This is a genomic window from Aquibacillus albus (genome assembly GCF_016908325.1).
GTDB classification, from domain to species: domain Bacteria; phylum Bacillota; class Bacilli; order Bacillales; family Amphibacillaceae; genus Aquibacillus_A; species Aquibacillus_A albus.
This window is the reverse complement of the sequence record NZ_JAFBDR010000005.1, coordinates 122,265-139,872: the sequence shown is the minus strand read 5'-3', so window position 1 is coordinate 139,872 and position 17,608 is coordinate 122,265. Positions and strand designations below refer to the sequence as shown.

At 36.6% G+C, this 17,608-nt stretch carries 16 protein-coding genes; 12 read left to right on the top strand and 4 right to left on the bottom strand.

Going from position 1 to position 17,608, the window contains the following annotated elements; all coding sequences use genetic code 11:
- Positions 1 to 62: 62 nt before the first annotated feature.
- The gene (locus JOC48_RS06430) at positions 63 to 263 is read right to left on the bottom strand and encodes a cold-shock protein (RefSeq protein WP_204498253.1); all 201 of its coding nucleotides are present in this window, start codon (positions 261 to 263) and stop codon (positions 63 to 65) included.
- A 332-nt stretch (positions 264 to 595) separates the two neighbouring features.
- Between JOC48_RS06430 and JOC48_RS06425 the strand changes: the two genes are divergently transcribed.
- Complete coding sequence (locus JOC48_RS06425) at positions 596 to 1,660, top strand: C45 family autoproteolytic acyltransferase/hydrolase (RefSeq protein ID WP_204498252.1); 1,065 nt, start codon at positions 596 to 598, stop codon at positions 1,658 to 1,660.
- A gap of 202 nt (positions 1,661 to 1,862) precedes the next feature.
- On the top strand, positions 1,863 to 2,039 hold the full coding sequence (locus JOC48_RS06420) for a hypothetical protein (RefSeq protein ID WP_204498251.1): 177 nt from the start codon (positions 1,863 to 1,865) through the stop codon (positions 2,037 to 2,039).
- A 152-nt stretch (positions 2,040 to 2,191) separates the two neighbouring features.
- On the opposite strand, the gene JOC48_RS06415 is transcribed toward JOC48_RS06420, so the two are convergent.
- The gene (locus JOC48_RS06415; protein WP_204498250.1) at positions 2,192 to 3,154 is read right to left on the bottom strand and encodes a D-2-hydroxyacid dehydrogenase; all 963 of its coding nucleotides are present in this window, start codon (positions 3,152 to 3,154) and stop codon (positions 2,192 to 2,194) included.
- 262 nt (positions 3,155 to 3,416) lie between these two features.
- On the opposite strand from JOC48_RS06415, the gene JOC48_RS06410 reads away from it, so the two are divergent.
- The 8 genes from JOC48_RS06410 to JOC48_RS21495 all read left to right on the top strand — a co-directional run bounded on the left by JOC48_RS06410 (position 3,417) and on the right by JOC48_RS21495 (position 11,290).
- Positions 3,417 to 3,893 carry a hypothetical protein gene (locus tag JOC48_RS06410; protein ID WP_204498249.1) on the top strand — a complete coding sequence of 159 codons (477 nt, stop codon included), beginning with the start codon at positions 3,417 to 3,419 and terminating at the stop codon, positions 3,891 to 3,893.
- On the top strand, positions 3,890 to 4,402 hold the full coding sequence (locus tag JOC48_RS06405; protein WP_204498248.1) for a hypothetical protein: 513 nt from the start codon (positions 3,890 to 3,892) through the stop codon (positions 4,400 to 4,402). Before JOC48_RS06410 ends, JOC48_RS06405 begins: the two co-directional genes overlap by 4 nt.
- 68 nt (positions 4,403 to 4,470) lie before the next feature.
- The gene (locus JOC48_RS06400) at positions 4,471 to 5,790 is read left to right on the top strand and encodes a multi antimicrobial extrusion protein MatE (RefSeq protein ID WP_204498247.1); all 1,320 of its coding nucleotides are present in this window, start codon (positions 4,471 to 4,473) and stop codon (positions 5,788 to 5,790) included.
- 198 nt (positions 5,791 to 5,988) lie between these two features.
- Complete coding sequence (locus JOC48_RS06395) at positions 5,989 to 7,233, top strand: L-lactate MFS transporter (RefSeq protein ID WP_204498304.1); 1,245 nt, start codon at positions 5,989 to 5,991, stop codon at positions 7,231 to 7,233.
- Positions 7,234 to 7,426: 193 nt separating this feature from the next.
- The gene (fdhF, locus tag JOC48_RS06390) at positions 7,427 to 10,417 is read left to right on the top strand and encodes a formate dehydrogenase subunit alpha (protein ID WP_204498246.1); all 2,991 of its coding nucleotides are present in this window, start codon (positions 7,427 to 7,429) and stop codon (positions 10,415 to 10,417) included.
- Positions 10,392 to 10,883 (top strand): helical membrane plugin domain-containing protein, encoded by a 492-nt coding sequence (locus tag JOC48_RS06385; protein WP_204498245.1) that lies wholly within the window; start codon positions 10,392 to 10,394, stop codon positions 10,881 to 10,883. The genes fdhF and JOC48_RS06385 overlap by 26 nt, the downstream gene beginning before the upstream one ends.
- A 38-nt stretch (positions 10,884 to 10,921) precedes the next feature.
- Positions 10,922 to 11,143: a heavy-metal-associated domain-containing protein gene (locus JOC48_RS06380; RefSeq protein WP_204498244.1), complete on the top strand. Its 222-nt coding sequence runs from the start codon at positions 10,922 to 10,924 to the stop codon at positions 11,141 to 11,143.
- 18 nt (positions 11,144 to 11,161) lie between these two features.
- Positions 11,162 to 11,290 carry a hypothetical protein gene (locus JOC48_RS21495; RefSeq protein ID WP_275580717.1) on the top strand — a complete coding sequence of 43 codons (129 nt, stop codon included), beginning with the start codon at positions 11,162 to 11,164 and terminating at the stop codon, positions 11,288 to 11,290.
- A gap of 132 nt (positions 11,291 to 11,422) precedes the next feature.
- Here the strand turns inward: JOC48_RS21495 and JOC48_RS06375 are convergent, their stop codons facing one another.
- Positions 11,423 to 12,436 carry an LLM class flavin-dependent oxidoreductase gene (locus JOC48_RS06375; RefSeq protein WP_204498243.1) on the bottom strand — a complete coding sequence of 338 codons (1,014 nt, stop codon included), beginning with the start codon at positions 12,434 to 12,436 and terminating at the stop codon, positions 11,423 to 11,425.
- A 476-nt stretch (positions 12,437 to 12,912) separates the two neighbouring features.
- Between JOC48_RS06375 and rlmN the strand changes: the two genes are divergently transcribed.
- The gene (rlmN, locus tag JOC48_RS06370) at positions 12,913 to 13,983 is read left to right on the top strand and encodes a dual-specificity RNA methyltransferase RlmN (protein WP_204498242.1); all 1,071 of its coding nucleotides are present in this window, start codon (positions 12,913 to 12,915) and stop codon (positions 13,981 to 13,983) included.
- A gap of 71 nt (positions 13,984 to 14,054) precedes the next feature.
- Here rlmN and JOC48_RS06365 read toward each other — a convergent pair whose 3' ends face one another.
- The gene (locus tag JOC48_RS06365; RefSeq protein ID WP_204498241.1) at positions 14,055 to 15,581 is read right to left on the bottom strand and encodes an alpha-amylase family glycosyl hydrolase; all 1,527 of its coding nucleotides are present in this window, start codon (positions 15,579 to 15,581) and stop codon (positions 14,055 to 14,057) included.
- A gap of 646 nt (positions 15,582 to 16,227) precedes the next feature.
- On the opposite strand from JOC48_RS06365, the gene JOC48_RS06360 reads away from it, so the two are divergent.
- Complete coding sequence (locus JOC48_RS06360) at positions 16,228 to 17,529, top strand: sugar ABC transporter substrate-binding protein (protein ID WP_204498240.1); 1,302 nt, start codon at positions 16,228 to 16,230, stop codon at positions 17,527 to 17,529.
- The last annotated feature ends 79 nt before the right edge of the window (positions 17,530 to 17,608 follow it).

Sequence of the window (17,608 nt, the reverse complement as noted above, 5' to 3'; positions counted from 1 at the left end):
AATCAAAAAATAAAAAAAGGCAAACCCCAATATTGGGTTTGCCTTTTTTATTGCTAGCTAAATTAGCCTTTTACTACGTTAGCAGCTTGTGGTCCACGGTTGCCTTCTTCGATATCGAAAGAAACGCTTTGACCTTCTTCAAGTGTTTTAAAGCCTTCGCCTTGGATAGCAGAGAAATGAACGAATACATCGTCTTGTCCTTCTACTTCAATAAATCCAAAACCTTTGTCTGCGTTAAACCATTTTACTGTACCTTGTACCATGTAACTTTTTCCTCCTAGTGTGGATCTTCCACACAAATGTATTACTATTCTTGCTCTTGCCTCAAAAACGAAAACTTTACGTTACGTATTACTTGAAGGTTTGCACGAACAAAATAGCTAATTCTTATTATAACAAAAGAATTTTAATTGTCAACCTTAAAACAAAAAATAATGAAAGCGTTTTTAAAAAGATGGGAGATAACAAGGTAAGTGTAATGCTTTTAAATCATTCTTTTCTTTTTTCTTAAAATTAATGTACCCTTTTAAGTGCGTGTTCAAAAAGTTGATGAGAAGGTCGAGGCGGCGTATTTTTTATGACAGGAGTGTATATGATGAAGCAGATATATAGTAATATTATTCAATTCCGTGGAACACATTACGATTTTGGTTTGATGCAAGGGAAAAACCTAAAGAATTCCTATTTGATAAAAAATCGGGAAAAGCAGTGGAGGGTAAGAAAGCCTCGTTTTATCATTGATGAAAAAGAGGCAAAGGATGCTATCACAAGGTTCTCACCGGCAATTTGGGAGGAGTTGATAGGATTAGGAGATGCACTGGAATGGTCGATGGAGCGTGTTCTCAAGGAATTTGGCGGGTATCGCTTGGATTATGTGCGTTCAGGTTGCTCGATTGTAACGGGCGATGATTTCTTTATTCGGAATTACGATTATCATCCGAAAACTTATGAAGGTCGTTTCGTATTTTTTCAACCGACAGATGGCGGATATGCATTTGTTGGTCCGAGTCAACGAGTAGTCGGGAGAACGGATGGAATCAATGAACATGGTTTAGTTGTCGGATATAATTTTATGCATCGGAAAAAGCCAGGTGATGGTTTTATTTGTGCAATGATAGCAAGATTAGTTTTAGAAGGTTGTGCAAATGTAAAGGAAGCGGTAAAAATGTTAAATGATATTCCTCATCGTCACTCGTTTAGCTATATCGTTTATGACGGTAGTGGAGAAACGTTTATTGTAGAAGCTAGTCCAAGGGGGATTGAAGTACGACAATCTAATGCTTGTACGAACCATTTTGATATAATGAAGCAGGAAAACCGAAACTATTTGGTGGACTCTTATCGCCGAAAGGAAATAATCGATCAGTATGCAAACAAATCAGATGCCTATGCTACCTATCAGTTGCTTAATGATATGGATAAAGGCGTTTTTTCCACGCAATACAAAAGTTGGGCAGGTACCATCCATACAACAGCCTATTTTCCCAATGATATGAATGTCTGGATTACGTTAGGTGGTAATCAACAACCAACTGTTTTTGACTTTGGACAATGGTTGAAAGGGAAACAGGTAGAGATAACAAACATAAATGGGCAGGTAGATACCGACTTACCGTTTGTACATATGAATGAAAATGTAACCTGGTATAGAAACAATTAAGTTCTGGAACACCCCCCCCCCACCGGTAGTTAAAAACTTGAAATAAATATTTAATTTATTTGTAATATATTCTTACACATATTCGTGCATAATCTGTTAATATATATAGTGAAAAGGAGCTACAAGATTTTAAAAAAATAAATTCCTTATTCAGACATTCAACTACACTTTTGGCTCCTAAAAGAAAATGGGAGGTACTGTTATGAAGTGTAAGAGTTGTGATGGCGATGGATTAATCAAGTGTCGAAAATGTTCGGGAGAAGGGATTGATTTCGGTATACACCAATGTAAAACTTGCAATGGAGAAGGTTTACTTGGATGTAGAGACTGTGATGGAAAAGGGAAAATTGGCTTCGTTTCATGGTTGAAGGCAAAATAAAAAATGATTTTGGTCTACTGCAATTATGATACACAATCAACAATGCAAGGCTTCTACTTATTTCAAAAAAATAAGTAGAAGCTATTTATTTTACGTTGGAAAGTATAAAATTATAGCGCTGAAGTTAATCGACGTAGTAAAAATTGAATAAATTAATATCCTTTTGTATAGTCTACAAGATTAATAGAGGGTATTTGTTCATTGATATAATTACGTAAATTAGGTATCAGAATATCTTCAACTACACGCTGGTCATATTCTTCCGTAGCTCCTGCGGTATGCGGAGTGATAATCACATTTTCCATGTCCCATAGCGGGCTTTCTTTCTCCAGTGGTTCTGTTTCAAAAACATCTAATCCGGCTCCAGCAATTTTTTCCTCCTGTAATGCTTGAATCATTGCAGCTTCGTCTACTACTTCCCCACGTCCGATATTAATAAAGAAGCTGGAAGATTTCATCAGATTAAACTGCTTCTCGCCAAATAGATGATACGTATTTTTAGTCAATGGGACAGTCAAGACAACATAGTCACAGCTTGGAAGTATTTCATCCAATCGATCAGTCGTTACCATTTTATCTACATAAGCTTCATCTTTTTGTGTATTTCTAACACCAATCACATCCATATCAAAAGCCTTGGCAATTTTCGCTGTTTCTTTTCCTATTGCACCAATTCCAATAATACCAATTGTTTTTTTATGTACTTCCAAACGTAAGTTAGCATGATGCCACTTTTTTTCGACCTGATTCCGAACATAGGAATGGATGTTACGTGTTAAACTGAGCATTAGTGCAAAAATTGTTTCCGATATTGGATAGCCATGAACACCATTAGCACTAGTTAAATGAATGTTTTTTTTAGCAAGTTTATCTAACGGATAACTGTCGACACCAGCACTCCAGCTTTGAACCCAACGAAGTTTTGAATCGTGTTCTAAACACAATCGTTCTACTTCATTGTTCCACCCGGCAATCACTTCTGCCTGTTGTACATGGTCTTGCCAAATATCTTTATCCTTTCCAATAATAATTTCCCAATCCGATAAAGAAGATTGCAGCTTTCTAGCAAGCTCCTGCTGAAGGTTTTTTGCAACAACCATTTTTCTTTTTCCCATATACATCCGCTCCTTTGTCCTATTCGGTGCAATGTCTGTCAGATACTGTAAGCTAACACACCGATTGTTTTACTTTATTTTATCATAAATTGCCTGAATTTTTTGATATTAAGCACTAAAGTAGTTGGCTTTGTTCATTGTTTTGGTTATATGCATGTAGTATCTGACCGTCTTACCTTATTTAACATTACTTATATAAACGTGAAAATTATCCATACTAAAAGGCGAACATAAAAAAACGAAGGATGTGAGTTGAACGCATATGAAGTTTACATTAATCGTCATTCTTGCCATCCTACTTATTACAACATTTTTGTTACTAAAGAAAAGTCTTCACACGCTGGAAATTATCTTCTTGTTTTTACTGTTAGAATTTTTGTCTACCAGTTATTTTGCATTTTTAACAATTAACTATGAAGTATGGTCGGTTGAACAGAAAAAGAACTTGTTTATTTTTTTTCATCTTTATAAAGTAATTATTTTGCCATTACTCTATCTTTATTATTTTCATTTTTATTCACTCATGACGACTAGGCTAAAAAAGCTACTTTTAACACTAATTGCGATTTTAGCTTTTCTTAGTACGGAATATTTATTGGTTGAATGGGATGTCATCATTTATAAAGATTGGAACTATTGGATGTCTATACTAGGACAAGCAATATTGCTAGGATTAGTCTTTGTGTTACGACTTTGTTTTCGGTCGATAATGAAAAAAGAAGGAGTCGTTCATTCTTGATATTACCTGTCCAGTTCGATAAAAATGAGTGGTTTGTTCTCATAGGATTAGTAATTTTCTATACAGCAGTTTTCGTTTTACCTAAGCGATTTCCTTTGAGTATTTCCATTCTGGTTATGCTGTTTACGTTGACGATTGCAAGAATTAGCGATCATTTACTATCTACATCAGATATTAATTTTTATAATGTAATGGACTCTGGAAAGTACGAGCTTTTTGATGTATTCGTATATATCTTATATGGTCCTTTTGGTTACTTCCTTGCTTATTTTTATGATAAGTGGAAGTTGAAAGGAATGATGATCCAATTATATGTCATTGGTGGAACAGTTGTTTCATCATGCATCGAATTTCTCGCAGTTCATTATCATGTCTTTGATTATAAAGGATGGGCATTGCCGTATTCTTTCTGCTATTACTTAGTAATGCTTGCATTGACTTTATTGTTTTTCCGATTTCTTCAAAATACCCACCCATCGATGAAAGGTACAAATCAACACTCTCTTTAGTCATTGTGATAGAATGAAAGGGGTTGCAAGGTATAGGTCATCAAGAGTAATAGAAAGGGAGTTTTTCGTTGCAAAGTTCAGATGGTGATATGTCCTATAAACAGTTATTTGCCTTCTTTATCCCACTGGGTGTATCAGCGAGTTTAACGTCGATTACCCATGTGATTATTAATAGTACACTAAGTCGTGGAGACAATGCAGCCTTCATCATTGCATGTTATGCCGTTGCTTTTGCCTTGTTTGGGATTTTAGAAAGGCCAATTATTGTATTTAGGCAAACGAGTTCGGTATTGGTAAAAGACCTCCGAACCTTTAAAGCTGTAAGCAGGATTTTTGTTTACGTAATCTCAATTATTTTACTGATTAGTATCGTCATCGGTTATACTCCGATTGGTGACTGGCTATTTATCCGGTTTTTTAATGCTAATGAAGCAATGGTGAAAACGATTTCTTATTCCTTTAATGTTATTATGTTTGTGTTTATTTTTTCTGGAATTCGAGGGATATATCAAGGAGTCATTATTAGCCGATTGGAGACAAAATGGCTTACAATTGGTGTTATCGTTCGGCTGTCATTTATGTTCCTTGTTAGCTATTTGTTTGTATTTTTTGATGTAGTAACAAGCATGGCAGGAGCAGCAATATTTTTAATTGGTATGTTTATAGAGTGTGTGATTAGTGTTTGGAAGGGACATCAATTACTTAAAGAGAGCAAAGGAAAAAAGCAGCCGTATCTATCTAATAAAACAATTTTGCATTTCTACATACCGCTCGTGTTTTACTTTGTTTTTCAGACGATTATGATTCCAGTTGTTTATGCCTTTATCGCTAAAACAGAGGAAGTGGAGATGAGTATTGCCTCCTTTGCATTAGCGTTAAGTGTCGCTAACCTATTGCAGAGCTTTTTTATGTATACACACCAACTCGTTGTACAGTTTTATAAAGATCACCGACAAAAGTTGGTTCGTTTTATGATTTTATTAAGTTTAATTCCAACTTTGATGCTAACCGTGCTATGTTTTTCCCCGTTAGGAAATTGGTTTATGGAAGTAGTAATGGGTGCTGATGATGAATTGGCGCAGGCAACGCTAACTGTTTTAGCATATTTTATTTTGCGAACAATGCTTTTCCCTTGGGTTGACTTTTTAAATGGCTTCTTAATGCTTGCTAGAGAGACGAAGAAAATGGTCATATCACAGGCAAACAACTTTTTAATTGTGTTCATTAGTCTGTTTTTCTTAACCAAATACTTCCCTTCTCTTAATGGTGTTAATGGAGCAATAGCAGTTTCACTTGGAGAGTGTGCAGGGTTAATAACCGTTTCTATTATTTTACAAAGAAAAAGAAATAAAGATAAAAGTAAGAAAAAATCAGTAGCTAGTAGTTAAGATATAACACCAAAACTTCTCCCTAGTGTCAAAAGTGGACGTCAGGGGGATTTTTTTGCGATTAAAAAATACGTGACGAGACGAATGTTAATTTTTTCTAACTATTGGTAACCACTGTGCATTGTTTTCACCTCCTGCTCTGCTGTATAAAACTATCCACTTAAGGAAAAATAACAGAAACGAAAAAGAAAGGCGTGAATTGTTGTGAAGAAAAATCGTTGGCTTATTGCACTGAGTGCGATTGCGATTCATTTATCAATTGGTTCAATTTATGCTTATAGTGTATTTAAAGAGCCTTTATCAGATGCATATGGATGGGACGCAACAGGTGTTTCATTTTCTTTTACGATTGCCATTTTCTTTCTAGGACTTTCAACAGCCATTTTTGGAAGGTTTGTTGAAAAATACGGACCGCGTATCTCTGCATTTGTTGCGGCCGTTTTATTTAGTGGGGGAATGATTGGAGCGGGATTCTTTTTAAGTATTGAGTCATTATATGGTTTTTATTTCACATATGGAGCAATAGGTGGAATTGGGCTTGGTATTGGCTATATTTCACCGGTATCTACTCTCGTTAAATGGTTTCCAGATCGGCGTGGGCTAGCGACTGGTATGGCTGTATTTGGTTTTGGTGCTGGTGCCTTAATCGCAGGTCCTTTAGCTGAATGGTTAATGAGTACAGTTGGAATACCATTTACCTTCTACTCTTTAGGAATTGGTTACTTTATATTAATGGCTCTTGGTGCAAGTTATATTGTAAAGCCTCCTGAAGATTGGAAACCAGCATCAATGAAGGAGAAAACAGAGGAAGGCGAAACGAGAGTTAAACAGGATCTTTCGCAAATGACTGCCAATGAAGCAATAAAAACAGGAAGATTTTGGATGTTGTGGTGGATGATGCTTATTAACATTTCTGCTGGTATTATGTTAATATCTGTTGCTTCACCTATGGCCCAAGAAAAGGTTGGTATGACTGCGATTGCAGCTGCAACGATGGTTGGTATAATGGGGCTCTTTAACGGTGGAGGAAGAGTAGGCTGGGCAGCCATTTCGGATTATATTGGACGAGCAAATGTGTATATTATATTTTTTGTTGTTCAGCTTATTTTCTTTTTAATTCTTCCCTATACAACAAATGCCCTATTATTTCAAATTATTATTTTTATCATTTTAACAATTTATGGTGGGGGATTTGCATCTTTGCCCGCCTTTATAGGGGATTTGTTTGGAACAAAGCAATTAGGAGCGATTCACGGGTACTTATTAACAGCATGGTCTACAGCAGGTATTCTCGGACCTATGGCTGTTGCCTATATTCGTGAGACAACGGAAAGCTATAACTTTACTTTTTATGTCTTTGCATTTTTACTCGCAACAGCACTGGTTGTATCTCTATTTATGAAAGGAAGCATTAAAAAACAACGAGCTCAACAATCCTCTTGATACAATAACGAACAAAAAGGATCATTAGTTGGTCCTTTTTTTTTGTTATTAAGTATAACTCAACTAAAAGTCCCTCTCCTAAAGGCCTTTAACAAAATTTTTTATACATGAATGATTAAAAATCATTTGTAATAATTATTCTTTTTATAGTAAATACTGTAAATAATTATGCTTTGAGGAGATGTTTGTCAATATGGAAGAAAAAAGTTTTACTTTCCAAGTGAATGACAATGAGATTAAAGCCAAAAAAGGTCAATCCATTCTAGAGGCTGCATTAGAAAATAACGTGTACATTCCAGGTATTTGTTCCTCACAACCAGACTTGGGAATTGGTGTCATTCAAACATGTGATACTTGCTATGTTCAAGTAAATGGGGAGTTGAAACGAGCATGTGCAACGGAAGCAGAGCCTGATATGGAGGTGAACTCTGTTTCAGATGTTGCCAAAGAAGCTCAGTTAGAAGGTATGTCACGAATATTAAAAAATCATGAACTTTATTGTACGGTGTGTGACAACAACAATGGTAACTGTGTCGTTCATAACACTGCAGAATATTTAGAGCTTGAACATCAAAAGTATGAATTTACACCAAAACCATATCCACCAGATACAACGCACCCATTTTATCGCTATGAACCAGATCAATGCATTTTGTGTGGACTTTGTGTAGAAGCATGTCAAGATGTTCAAGTAAGTGAAGTATTAAGTATTGATTGGGATAGAGAACAACCGAGAGTGATTTGGGATGATGATGTTCCGATTGATGAATCATCTTGTGTATCGTGTGGACACTGTGTGACAGTTTGTCCATGTAATGCCTTAATGGAAAAGTCCATGCTTGGGGAAGCGGGATATATGACCGGAATGTCAAAAAATGTCCTTGAGCCAATGATCGATTTGACCAAAGAAGTCGAACCAAGTTATAAAGGAATTTTTGCGATATCGAATGTGGAAGCAACGATGCGTGAAGATCGAATTAAAAAGACAAAAACGGTGTGTACATACTGTGGGGTTGGTTGTAGTTTTGAAGTTTGGACAAAAGGGCGAGATATTCTAAAGGTTCAACCGACAGAGGATGCACCTGTTAATGGTATTTCCACGTGTGTAAAAGGAAAATTTGGTTGGGATTTTATTAATAGTGAAGAGCGGTTAACGAAGCCTCTAATTCGTAAAGGTGACAAATTTTATGAAGCAACATGGGAAGAAGCGCTCACTCTTATGGCGGAAAAATTTACCGAAATTAAAGAAAAACAAGGTCCTGAAGCCTTAGGTTTCGTTGCATCGTCTAAATGTACGAATGAAGAAAACTACCTGTTCCAAAAGCTAGCTCGCTCTATTTTTCAATCAAATAATGTCGACAACTGTTCAAGATATTGCCAAACACCTGCATCAGCTGGGTTAATGCGTACCGTTGGAATCGGTGGTGATTCTGGAACGATTGAAGACATAAAAAAAGCAGGTTTAATTATTGTTGTAGGGGCAAATCCTGCTGAGTCTCATCCAGTTTTGGCAACGAGAGTGAAGCGTGCACATAAGCTTAACGATCAAAAGCTATTGGTTGCTGATTTAAGAAAACATGAATTAGCAGATAGAGCAGATCTCCATATTCACCCAAAGCCGGGAACAGATTTAGTATGGATTTCTGCAGTTACAAAATATATTTTGGACCAAGGCTGGGAAGACAAAGAATTTTTAAATGAACGTGTTAATAATGTAGAAGAATTTACGTCTTCTCTGGAAAAGTTCTCGCTTGAATATGCAGAAGAAGTGACAGGCCTATCTAAAGAAACGATGATTCAAGTTGCAGAGATGATTCATGAATCAGATGGTACTTGTGTTTTATGGGCAATGGGTGTTACTCAGCATGTTGGAGGAACGGATACGAGTACTTCTATCGCTAATTTACTGTTAGTGACAGGAAATTTTGGAAGACCAGGTGCAGGGGCTTTCCCATTACGTGGGCATAACAATGTACAAGGTGCTAGTGACTTTGGCACGATGCCGAATTGGCTTCCGGGTTATGAGCCGGTAGAAAATGACGAGGTTAGAGGACGATTTGAACAAGCGTGGGGTACAAAAATTCCGAAAGAACCAGGCTTAAATAACCACCAGATTGTGGAAGCAATTACAGATGGTCAAGTGAAGGGAATGTACTTGTTTGGAGAAGAAATGGGCTTAGTTGACTCTAATATCAACTACGTTCATGAAGCATTTGAAAAATTAGACTTTTTTGTAGTTCAAGACATTTTCTTTTCAAAGACAGCACAGTTTGCAGATGTTGTATTACCTGCAGCGCCTAGTTTAGAAAAAGAAGGAACCTTTACGAATACGGAAAGAAGAATTCAACGCTTTTACCAGGTACTTGACCCACTCGGAGATTGTAAGCCAGATTGGGAGATATTCCGTGACTTCGCTAATAAGCTAGGTGCAAACTGGGATTATACACACCCATCGGAAATTATGGATGAAGCAGCTCAGCTAGCTCCAATCTTTGCAGGAGTAAGCTATGAACGTATGGAAGGATGGGACAGTCAAATTTGGCCAGTCCAGCCAAATGGAGAAAGTACACCGTTACTTTATAAAGATAAGTTTAAATTCGTTGATGGCAAGGCTCGACTGTTCAAGGTTGACTGGACACCTCCTAAAGAGTACGGTGACGAATTTGATTTACATTTAAATAACGGTCGATTACTCGAGCAGTTCCATGAAGGAAACATGACAGCAAAATCAGAAGGAATTAATCATCTTGTTCCGGGACCTTGGCTAGAAGTTTCTGAAGAGCTCGCTAAAGAACGAAACATAGAAACAGGTGCACTCGTGCGATTAACCTCACCATATGGGAAGGTGAAGGTACGAGTACTAGTGACAGATGCGGTAAAAGGTAAAGAATTATATTTACCAATGAATACAACGGATAATGAAAAAGCTGTTAACAAGCTAACAAGTAGTTATCACGATAAAGATACCCATACACCAAATTATAAAGAGGCATCCGTGAAAATGGAGCTATTGGAACATGCCGGTGAATCTCCATTACCATTGCATAACTATCGCTTTGGGAATCCACAGCCGCATATTGGTGTTGAGATAGAGAAGAAATGGAAACGAGCAGATTTTACACCTATTCCAGAAACCTTAAGAAGTGAGGGATACATTGATGGCGAGAGCAATCACGCAAATTGAAAGAAAACAGAGTAGTGTAGAAGAAGAGAGATCAGAAGATTTAGGAGCAATTCTAAAACAGATTGCAGATAATCGAGAAGCGATTGAGGATAGTTTAACTATCCTCGAAGAGCTTCATAAAAGCGGTGTGCTCGATATGGTGAAAGGGTTCTTAAGGACGAAAGAAAAAGTTGGTGTTATCGCAGTGGAACAGCTTAATCAACCTTCCATGCATCAACTAATAAGGAATATGTTTAACAGTATTGAGTTATTGTCTTCGATGGATCCCGATCGATTAAACGCAATTTTTGGAGGATTAAACAAAGGGTTAGAAAAAGCGTCTGAAGGTACTGAGGAAAATAATCAAATTGGTGCTTTTGGCATGTTAAAAGCAATGCGTGATCCTAATGTAAAAACCTCTCTTAGCACGATGGTTCATTTTCTGGAAGGAATGGGAGAAGGGTTAAAAAATGATAAAGTACATTAAGAAATAAAAATCGGAAGTTTACTGAGGACGGTGATAATATGATTACACACAAGCTTTCTATTCCTAACCTTAAAAAAGAGGATGAGCAAAAAATCAGCAAAGCATTGCACGATGTTTGGGGAGTGCGAAACGTTAAAATCAATGTTCAAACAGAAGAAGCAATCATCTCCTATCACGAAGAAGCTGGATCATTAATGGATTTTCAGCAGGCTATTATTGACTTGGGGTATGAAGCAAATAAATTAGAAGGCAACTTTTAGAAATAGGAGGGATACGTTATGCGAAGGATCTGTGAAGTATGTGGACGAATAGAAGAAGTGGAAAAAGAAGGGCGGCCATACGATATACTTGATGTTTGCCCAGAATGCTCTGAGCATACAATTAATCGTATTTCTGATGTTGAATAATTAATCGATGAAAAAGTTTAGCTATTAGTGTGGTTGACAGTTTAAATGCAAAGATTAAAAAAGTTGTCGTACTACCCTTGGTACGACAACTTTTTTGCACTTTTTGTAAACATCTTCTATAAAAATTAATTTCTAATCCATCATTTCAGCAATAATTTCATAAGATCGCAGGCGATCTTCATGGTAAAAGATTTGCGAATGAATAATTACCTCATCTGCTTCGGTTTCCTTCAAGAATTTTTTCAGTTTTTGTTTAACTGTTTCTGGATCACCGACAATCGTAGAGCTTGAATTTAATGTTCTTTCAACTGCAGCTTTTTCATAAGGTGTCCATATTTGATCGAGATTATCTAACGGCGGCTTTAACTTCGTTGGTTTTCCTCTAGTTAAGCTTAAAAATTGCTGCTGTTGAGAAGTTGCTAACCATTCTGCTTTTTCCTGTGTATCTGCCGCAACAATATTTACACCAACCATCGCATACGGTTCTTGCAATTCATCTGAAGGTTCAAAGTTTTCACGGTAAATCCTTAGAGCAGGCAATGTATAATCCGGTGAAAAGTGACTAGCAAATCCAAACGGTAATCCTTTTTGTGCTGCAAGACGTGCACTAAATCCACTGGAGCCGAGTAACCAAATAGGGATATTTAGTCCTGTACCTGGATATGCTTTAACAGGCTGAAAGGAATCTCTGCTAAAATAGTTCTCAAGTTCCTCCAGCTGTTCCGGAAAATCATCTGCTCCACTGTTTAACGTTCGTCTTAAAGCCCGTGCCGTTGCTTGATCACTACCAGGTGCACGCCCTAGACCAAGATCAATTCTTCCTGGATAGATCGACTCAAGTGTTCCAAATTGTTCCGCTATAACTAATGGGGCGTGGTTTGGAAGCATGATTCCGCCTGAGCCAACTCGAATACACTTGGTGGCACCTGCTATATGTCCAATTAAGACAGATGTAGCCGAGCTAGCAATCCCAGGCATATTATGGTGCTCTGCTAGCCAATATCGGTGAAACCCTAACTTTTCTACATGCTGCGCTAAGTCTAAACTATTTTTATACGCCTCTTCCGCTGTTCCACCTTCAATAACTGGAGCAAGGTCTAGAACTGACAACGGAACCTGTTGAAACTGTTTATATGATGAAGTCAATTGGTTCACTCCTTTTTAAACTTTCTAGATAAGAAATATACGCCTCTTCCTAACTTTGGTCTAATTATACGCTCACGACCTTCATGAAAAATGTCTGTATAAAAGTTCGATGTTGATTATTGAATCATTATGTAAATGTTCATTTTAAAAATCAACACTATCCTTTAACATAGCCCAAAAAATAAAAAAATTGCACACCTTTGGTTAAAAATACCATTTCATTAACACATTTCTAGGGTTTTTCATTATATTTTGGTTGCTAGCTTGAAATACTTTAAGTAGTATAGAAAATAGAATGCTTAAAATGATAAGTTGTCTGTCAAAAGCCACGATTTGTTGGCTTGTTTTTTCGTTTAATAAGCGAGGTAAGGCAAATTGCCAGCATTATGAAAGCCTTCGGGTTAGTCAGTTGATTATAATAAAGGTCTGTATTTTTGGAGACCTTAAGTATATGGAAGTGAAAAGAGGTTTTTAACATGAGTAAAGTATCAATATATGGTATGACCTTTGACCAGTTAACGACTTGGCTTGTCGAACATGGACAAAAAAAATTCCGTGCGTCTCAGGTATGGGATTGGTTGTATAAAAAACGAGTAACATCTTTCAAGGATATGAAGAATCTGAATAAAGAATGTACTGATCTGTTAGAAGAGCATTTTGACATTCAAACGTTAACCGAAGAAATTAAACAGGAGTCTAAAGACGGTACGATTAAGTTTTTATTTAAGCTTAGTGACGGGAATCTGATTGAGACTGTTCTAATGCGGTTTAACTATGGACTTTCCGTTTGCGTAACAACACAAGTTGGCTGTAATATCGGTTGTACGTTCTGTGCAAGCGGCATTTTAAAGAAAAACCGTGATTTATCTGGTGGGGAAATTGTGGAGCAAATTATGAATGTTCAACACCATTTAGATCAGGTCGGTAAAGACGAAAGAGTAAGTCATATTGTCGTAATGGGAATAGGTGAACCTTTTGATAATTATGACAACATGATGGACTTTTTACGTGTTGTAAATGATCAAAAAGGATTATCTATTGGGGCTAGACACATTACCGTTTCAACAAGTGGACTTGCGCATAAAATATATGAATTTGCCGATGAAAACATCCAGATAAATTTAGCAGTATCACTTCATGCACCAAACGATGAACTGCGAACAAAGATTATGAAGATTAACAAGGCATTCCCAATCGAAAAGCTGATGAAGGCAATCGATTATTATTTGGAGAAAACAAATCGGAGAATTACGTTTGAATATATTTTGCTTCGAGATGTCAATGACCATGAGAAAGAGGCATTACAGCTTGTGAAGCTGTTAAGAAATAAAAGACACTTATCCTACGTTAACCTGATTCCATATAATCCGGTTAGTGAGCATAATCAATATGAGCGTAGCACAAAAGAATCCATTTTAAAATTTTATGAAATCTTATTGGAAAATGGAATTAACTGTGGGGTTCGTGTTGAGCATGGTACAGATATCGATGCAGCCTGTGGACAGCTAAGAAGTAAGCAAATGAAAAAAGATAAAGTACGATCTTAAAGAAAAAAGACCATCAATATATCATAAACATCCCTCAACCAATATGGTGAGGGATGTTTATTTAATTTGGATTATTCAAGAATAGTAGTAGTTTTTCCAGGAATGATAATATCGCTTGATTCTAGCGATACTTCATCATTTGTTGAGAAAAATTGTTCATACTCTTGACCCAAGCTTATCTGTTTTTCTTCATCACTTAAATTGTGAATGACAAGTAGTGATTGATCATCAAGTGTGCGTTTGAAAGTAAGAATTCCATCCTCTCTAAAGTCTGATTTTTCTATTTCTCCTTCAATGAGAATCTCAGTGGAACGGCGTGTATGAATTAATTTTTTATAATGGTTTAATAAAGAGTTATCATCTTCCATTTGCGCCTCAACGGAAATTGCTTCTCTGTCCTTGTTATGCTTTGCTATCATCCAGGAAGCTTGTCCTTCTTTCTCCTTGTCAACTGACCAAATCATCGGTTCACGAATATTTTCATCTGGCTTTTGTCCTTCCATTCCAATCTCTTCGCCATAATAGATAAATGGATTTCCTGGGAGTGTTAATAAAATGGAGGCTGCCATTTTTGCTTGTTCAACATCCCCGTTAAGCTCGGACATTACTCGATTCATATCGTGATTTGTAATAAAAGTAGAGTCAATGTACTCATCTGATACATCATTAAAATACGATCTAGTTCGTGTTAAGCTGCTCACAATGCCATCAGATTCGTTTTTAACAGAATTTAAAATGTTTGCAGAAAGATCGAAGTTGAATGTTGAATCAAGTCCTCCATCCAAATAAGGTCCAACGATGGTTGCTGAATCCCAAACTTCTCCAACTAATAGAGCGTTTTCATTAATGTCCTTCATAGCACTGTTAAATTCTCTCCACCATTCATGATTTTTTTCTTCAGAATCAAAGATATGCTTTGCTGCATCTAGACGATATCCGTCAATGTTATATTCCTCTAGCCAATACTCACCAATGTCTATCATTTCTTCTCTAACTTCAGGGTTATCAAAATTTAAATCAGGCATACCTTGCCAAAAGACCCCGTAATACTTATTACCGCTTGACCCATGCCATAGTGTTTGACTCCATTCACCACGTTCTGTTGTATTTGTCTCATCATTTGCCCAAATATACCAATCGCGGTATGGGCTTTCTTCAGATGAGGATGCATCTTCGAACCAAGGGTGTCTTTTACTCGTATGATTGACAACCAGATCCATTAAAATTTTTATATCTCGTTCGTGCGCTTCTTCAACTAATGTTTTAAAGTCTTCTGAAGAACCGTAATCTGGATCAATTGATTTATAGTCTGTTACATCATAACCGTGGTAACTTGGGGATTTATTAATTGGCATTAGCCAAATTCCTTCAATTCCTAAATCACTTAAATAATCAAGTTTCTCCGTTACTCCATTTAGATCTCCTATACCATCATCATCCGAGTCATAAAAAGAACGAACAAAAATTTCATAGTAAACACCGTGAGGAGGGGAGCTTAACAATTCTTTTTCCTTCGTTGATTCAGAAGGGGACATAGAACTACAACCTGATAGGATAGTAATGATTAATAATAAAATAGCACACATATGTTTTTTCATAGTAGCCTCCCAATATTGTTAAATGATTGTGAGATAGTATATCACAATTCCCTCTCGAGGGAAACGGTTGCACAAAAATATTCACAGCGGTTTCATATAAAAATTAAAATAATTGTTGACGTTAAAAAAAGTACATTGTAGTATTTAATTTGTGATTCGTAATGCAATCGCTTGTCATTTGGATTGTATCGATTTCATCGTCTCTTACAAATAGGAGATAAAATAGTATAATTACTGTATCCATTGTTGTGAAAGTCGTCTTACTTAGGAAAAGTTTAGCTAGCAAAACAATTTTTAAAAAAATAATTGCTATTAACAGCCTATGATAGTATAATTTTTTACTAACAAAGTAAACGTTTTCAATTCTTTCTTGAGAAGAAAACGTATTTTTTAAACAAAAGTTGCGCAAACGATTGTATTTTTGGGATGTCTTGTATAGTAAATAACACTTTCGGATACTAAAAAATTTATTTGTGTGTGCAATCGTTTGCTGTTAGGGGGTGATTAGGAGAAGTAATAATTGCTATTGTTGTTCTTCACTATTTTTTGATTTTACTAAGGTTGTTTACTACAAATGAAAATTCGAGAGCTTTCGTGATAGGTATAAGCGAAGAGCCTGTTGAAAAATGAAGGGGTGTTTACTTAAATGAAAAAACTATTGTTCTTCTTATTGATTACTAGTGTTTTAATATTTGGTCTAGTTGCATGTGGTGGCGAAGAAGCAGAGGATAACAACGAAGATGAAAACGCTGCAGGAGAAGGTGCTGCGGGTGAGGATGCAGTTGAAGACTTTGAAGTAGTACCTGAAGACGGTGCGGAGTTATTACTATGGAGTGACGGTGATGAACAACTTGAATTCTCTGAGTATATTGCTGAAAAATTTGAAGAAGAGTATGGTGTTCCAGTACAAGTAGAAGAGGTAAACCAAGAAGAAGCTCCTGGCCGCTTGGCTACTGATGGTCCTGCTGGTTTGGCTGCTGATGTATTTGGTTCTACTCACGATCGTATTGGTCGAGCGATTTCTTCCGGTTTAGTTATTGAAAACTTCTGGCCAGACGAATATAAAGAAGCATTTATGGATGGAGCAATCGAAGCTACATCATTTGATGGTACTTTATACGGATATCCAACAGGTATTGAGACCTATGCATTATATTATAATACCGATTTAGTGGAAGAAGCTCCTGAAACAATGGATGAGTTACTTGAAGTTGCTGCAGGATTAACAGAAGGTGACACATATGGATTTATGATGGAACCAGCTAACCTTTACTTCCAGTATGGCTTAATTGGTGCCAATGGCGGTTACGTATTTGGTGATAATAATACTGATGTAAGTGATATTGGCTTAAATAATGATGGAACTGTAAAGGCTATGGAGACATTTTTACGCATTCGTGATGAGGTAACTCCTGATATGAAAGCCGAAGATATTACGTATGATGTTCGTACTGCCTTATTCAATGAAGGTAATTTAGCATTCGATATTAATGGACCTTGGGCCGTACCGGGGTATGAAGAAGCGCCTGTGAACTTCGCGGTTGCTCCACTTCCAAAACTTGAGAACGGCGAAGAGCAAACAAGCTTCTCGGGTACTCGTGCTTTCTATGTGAATGCATATACGGAATATCCAGATGCGGCATCGTTATTAGCGAAGTTTATTTCAAACGAAGAAAACCTACTGAAAAGCTATGAAATGACTGGCGCTTTACCACCACGTCTAGCATTAATTGATAATGAAGTGATACAAGAAGATCCGTTTAGTGTTGCATTCTTAGAGCAAGCTGCTAATGCAGTTCCTATGCCAAATGTTCCAGAAATGCCTCTTGTTTGGGATCCGTTCCATGCAGCAGTTACAGAAATTTGGAATAATGATGCTGATATACAAGAATCATTAGATAAAGCAGTAGATACGATTGAAACTGCTATTGAAGAACAGCAACAATAGAAGCTTTTTGTTCAGTACTAAGATGAAAATAGTATATAAAATTAAATAATTTAAATAATCATTTTATAGGTCAGTGGGG